This window comes from Pseudomonas sp. NPDC098747, from assembly GCF_044760045.1.
Taxonomy (GTDB): domain Bacteria; phylum Pseudomonadota; class Gammaproteobacteria; order Pseudomonadales; family Pseudomonadaceae; genus Aquipseudomonas.
The window spans coordinates 2,184-6,616 of the sequence record NZ_JBIWAL010000064.1 but is presented as its reverse complement, the minus strand read 5'-3'; the positions used below and the strand labels follow the sequence as shown (position 1 = coordinate 6,616).

General features: G+C 59.1%; 3 protein-coding genes and 2 pseudogenes. All 5 read right to left on the bottom strand.

Annotated elements, in window-relative coordinates; genetic code table 11:
* Positions 1-410: UDP-3-O-acyl-N-acetylglucosamine deacetylase (locus ACIQVE_RS25650; protein ID WP_402813846.1), on the bottom strand; the 410-nt coding region annotated here is incomplete at its 3' end.
* A gap of 112 nt (positions 411-522) precedes the next feature.
* A pseudogene (gene ftsZ / locus ACIQVE_RS25645) lies at positions 523-1,719 on the bottom strand (cell division protein FtsZ).
* Positions 1,720-1,786: 67 nt separating this feature from the next.
* Positions 1,787-3,046: a cell division protein FtsA gene (ftsA, locus tag ACIQVE_RS25640; RefSeq protein WP_047303071.1), complete on the bottom strand. Its 1,260-nt coding sequence runs from the start codon at positions 3,044-3,046 to the stop codon at positions 1,787-1,789.
* A 15-nt stretch (positions 3,047-3,061) separates the two neighbouring features.
* The gene (locus tag ACIQVE_RS25635) at positions 3,062-3,928 is read right to left on the bottom strand and encodes a cell division protein FtsQ/DivIB (protein ID WP_402813844.1); all 867 of its coding nucleotides are present in this window, start codon (positions 3,926-3,928) and stop codon (positions 3,062-3,064) included.
* Between the two features lie 4 nt (positions 3,929-3,932).
* A pseudogene (locus ACIQVE_RS25630) lies at positions 3,933-4,400 on the bottom strand (D-alanine--D-alanine ligase); the annotation flags it as partial.
* Positions 4,401-4,433 lie beyond the last annotated feature (33 nt).

The window sequence follows — 4,433 nt, the reverse complement described above, 5'->3', positions numbered from 1 at the left end:
AAATACAATAAAAAAAGTATGAGGATTAAATACTTGGCCGCGTACTGTAATAAAAGACCAGCCGATTGAATCAGGAAAAATAAGGGTCCAGCGCTGCCATCCATGATCGGGACTTCGGACGCGGAGAGCTCGACGTAGGCGTTATCGATGCCCAGGCCAGCCATGGCCGAGAGCAAGTGCTCTACCGTGTCCACTTTGACGTCGCCGTTTACCAGCGTCGTCGACATAGTGGTTTCACCGACGTTTTCCGCGCGGGCAGGAATCTGCACCACAGGGTCGAGGTCAGCGCGACAAAACACAATGCCAGTGTCGACAGGCGCAGGCTTGAGGGTCAGATAGACCTTCTCACCGGAGTGCAGGCCTACACCTGTGGCACGGATAATATTTTTCAGTGTGCGTTGTTTAATCATGGCTTGGGCCGCTTCAGCGCAAATTGCGAACTGGTATCAACAAAGGCTGGCGATAATAGCAGACCGAGCCTTTGCTGAACACCAATCACCTTCATAGGCCTGATACATTCCATCAATCGGCCTGACGACGCAGGAATGCCGGGATGTCCAGGTAGTCCAGGTCATCTTGCGGATTCATCTTCGCGGCAGCCGCAGCACCGGCCTGAGCCTGGTTGCGCATGACGGTCGGACGGTCCAGATCACGGTAGTTCACCGCTGGCGCTTCCTGACGGGACGGAGCCGGTTGCTGAACCTGCGAAGCCGCCATGGAGGTGTGAACGGTGTTGTCGATAACCTTCACAGGCTTCTCGATTTTCGCGCCCAGACCGGTGGCAACTACGGTTACGTGCAGCTCGTCACGCATGTCCGGATCGATAACGGTACCGACCTTGACCATGGCGTGCTCGGAAGCGAACGCTTCGATGATGCTACCCACGTCGGAGTACTCACCCAGAGACAGGTCAGGACCGGCGGTGATGTTCACCAGGATGCCGCGTGCGCCTTGCAGGTTCACGTCTTCCAGCAGCGGGTTGCGAATTGCCGCTTCGGTGGCTTCACGTGCACGGTTCGGACCGCTGGCGCAGCCAGTGCCCATCATCGCCATACCCATTTCGCTCATCACGGTACGTACGTCGGCGAAGTCGACGTTGATCAAGCCCGGACGCTTGATGATGTCGGAGATACCGCGAACGGCACCGGCCAGTACATCGTCGGCCTTGGCGAAAGCCGACAGCAGGCTCGCGTCTTTTCAGAGGATGGTCTGCAGCTTCTCGTTGGGAATGGTGATCAACGAGTCGACGCTTTCAGACAGCAGACGGATACCTTCGTCGGCGATCTGCATACGCTTGCGGCCTTCGAACGGGAACGGACGAGTCACGACCGCAACGGTCAGAATGCCCATTTCCTTGGCCACTTCGGCGATGATCGGCGCAGCACCGGTACCAGTACCACCGCCCATGCCCGTGGTGATGAACACCATGTTTGTGCCCTGCAGGACTTCGGCAATGCGCTCACGGTCTTCGAGAGCGGCCTGACGACCTACTTCAGGGTTGGCGCCAGCGCCGAGACCTTTGGTCACGCCGGTGCCCAGTTGCAGGATGGTCCGCGCGCCGATGGATTTCAGCGCTTGAGCATCAGTGTTGGCGCAGATGAATTCAACGCCTTCGATGTTGCTCTTGACCATGTGATTGACAGCGTTGCCGCCGCCTCCGCCAACACCGATAACTTTGATTACCGGGCTTGCGGGGATGTTGTCTACGAGTTCGAACATTTTCCCTCTCCTTACATTCTCTAGTTTTTTCGCCTACTGCTTTTTGTTGCGGTGTTGCGGTAAATCTTTAGAAATTGCCCTGGACCCACTTTTTCAGTCGGTCGAGCAGCGGCGCCTGTGGCTCTTCGCTGCTGTAGCTGTCGCGGCTGCCGATGCCGGAGAACGAAACTCCGTCGGACTGCTTTTGCAGGCCGTACATCAACAAGCCAACGCCAGTGGAATAAATCGGGTTACGCACCACGTCATCCAGACCTTTCACACCGTGCGGTACACCGAGGCGTACCGGCATGTGGAAGATTTCTTCGGCAAGCTCGGTGGCGCCTTCCATCTTCGACGTACCGCCGGTCAGGACGATGCCGGCCGGGATCAGGTCTTCGTAGCCGCTGCGACGCAGCTCGGCCTGGATCAGGGTGAACAGTTCGTCGTAACGCGGCTCGACCACTTCGGCCAGGGCCTGACGCGACAGTTCGCGCGGTGGACGGTCGCCAACGCTTGGCACCTTGATGGTTTCGCCGGCGCCAGCCAGTTTGGCCAGGGCGCAGGCGTAACGGATCTTGATCTCTTCGGCGTACTGGGTCGGGGTGCGCAACGCCATGGCGATGTCGTTGGTCACCTGATCACCGGCAATCGGGATCACGGCCGTGTGGCGGATTGCGCCTTCGGTGAAGATCGCGATGTCGGTGGTACCGCCGCCGATGTCGACCAGGCACACGCCCAGCTCTTTCTCGTCGTCGGTCAACACCGAATACGCGGAGGCAAGCTGTTCGAGGATGATGTCGTCGATTTCCAGACCGCAGCGGCGAACGCATTTTTCAATGTTCTGTGCGGCGTTGACGGCGCAGGTGACCACGTGAACCTTGGCTTCCAGACGTACGCCGGACATGCCCAGTGGTTCGCGAACGCCTTCCTGGTTATCGATCACGTAATCCTGCGGCAGGGTGTGCAGCACACGCTGGTCAGCCGGGATCGCGACAGCCTGGGCGGCGTCGAGCACGCGCTCAAGGTCGGCCGAGCTGACTTCGCGATCACGAATCGCGACGATGCCGTGAGAGTTCAGGCTGCGGATGTGATTGCCGGCCACGCCGACGAACGCCGAGTGAATGCGGCAGCCCGCCATCAGTTGGGCTTCTTCGATCGCGCGCTGGATCGATTGCACGGTGGACTCGATGTTCACCACCACGCCTTTTTTCAGGCCGCGGGACGGATGCGTACCGATACCGACGATTTCCAGCGTGCCGTCGTCCGAGACCTCGCCTACCAGCGCCACCACCTTGGAGGTGCCGATATCCAGACCGACGATCATTTTGCCGCTTTGCACGTTTGCCATGGGTCCTGCCTCTTCTTAATTCTTTGCGACAGCGGGTTGGGCTGTCGTCGGCGCTACTGGTTCCCGCCAGCCAACAGCGAGGCCGTTGGCGTAGCGCAGATCGATGCGCGCAATGTTCGTAATCTGTTCTTTGAGCGTCTTGTCATAGATGGCGATGAAGCGGCGCATCTTTTCCACCAGGTTGCCGCGTCCCAGCAGCAACTCGATGCCGGGCCCGGAACTGCCGGCACCGGTGGTCAGGAACCAGCTACCGCGTTCACGCAATTCCAGGCGTGCAATCGAGAAGCCCAACGGGCGCAGCATCTGGCTCAGCACCTGGTATTGCTGCATCACTTTCTGCTGAGCCCGTTGTGGACCGAACAGCTGTGGCAGGTGTTCGTAGTTCGCCAGCTCCTTGGGCGTAAACGCCTGGCCCTGGTTGTTGAGCAACGACTCGTCGCCCCAACGGGCCACCGGCAATTGCTCTTCGAGGCGGATCACTACTTGATCCGGCCACACCCGACGCACTTCGGCATGGGCGATCCAGGGCATTTGCTCAAGCTCTTTGCGCATGCTGGCCAGGTCGATGGTGAAGAAGCTCGACGCGACGAATGGCGCGATTCGCTGCTGCACCGCTTGCTGGCTGATGTAGCTCAGGTCGCCCTGCACGGCGATCTTGGTGATCGGCCGGTCGGCGTACGGCAGCAACCGCTGTGCACCTTCGTAAGTACCGAACCCGAGCACCACCAGCAGCACTGGCCAGAACAGGCTTTTCAGGAAACCGAAGTTGGCTTTTGGCAGGCGCGCGGACATCGGCTCTTTGGCCACCATTCGGCTGGCACCCCGCGGCACCGGCTTGCGGCCGGGTGCGGGTGGCTGATGTCTGAGCTGTGCGCCTTGCATCGTCTTAACCTCGCGCCTCTTTGTTACCAGCGTCTTCTACGCTGGCAGCCAGAATGGCCAGTACCAGTTGCTGGAAATCCAGACCGGCAGCACGGGCCGCCATCGGCACCAGACTATGATCGGTCATGCCCGGTGCGGTATTCACTTCCAGGAACCAGAACTGCCCGTCGGCGTCCTGCATCACGTCCGCCCTGCCCCAACCGGCGATACCCAGCGCCTCACAGGCCTTGGCCGTGAGATCCATGAGTTCTTTTTCCTTGGCGGCATCCAGCCCGCACGGAATGCGGTACTGGGTATCGTTGGCGACGTACTTGGCGTCGTAGTCGTAGAACGTGTGCGGTGTACCCAGGGCGATTGGAGGCAACACCTGGTCACGCAGGGTGGCGATGGTGAACTCCGGACCTTGAATCCATTGCTCGACCAACACTTGCGAATCTTATTTATTGGCGTATTTCCATGCGTCGATAATCTAGTAAGGATTAATCATTTTGTATTTCGTTTTATT

Excerpts from the sequence above, each read along its gene's own strand:
- ACIQVE_RS25635 (WP_402813844.1), bottom strand. The coding sequence starts at position 3,928 with ATGCAAGGCGCACAGCTCAGACATCAGCCACCCGCACCCGGCCGCAAG.
- ftsA (WP_047303071.1), bottom strand. The coding sequence starts at position 3,046 with ATGGCAAACGTGCAAAGCGGCAAAATGATCGTCGGTCTGGATATCGGC.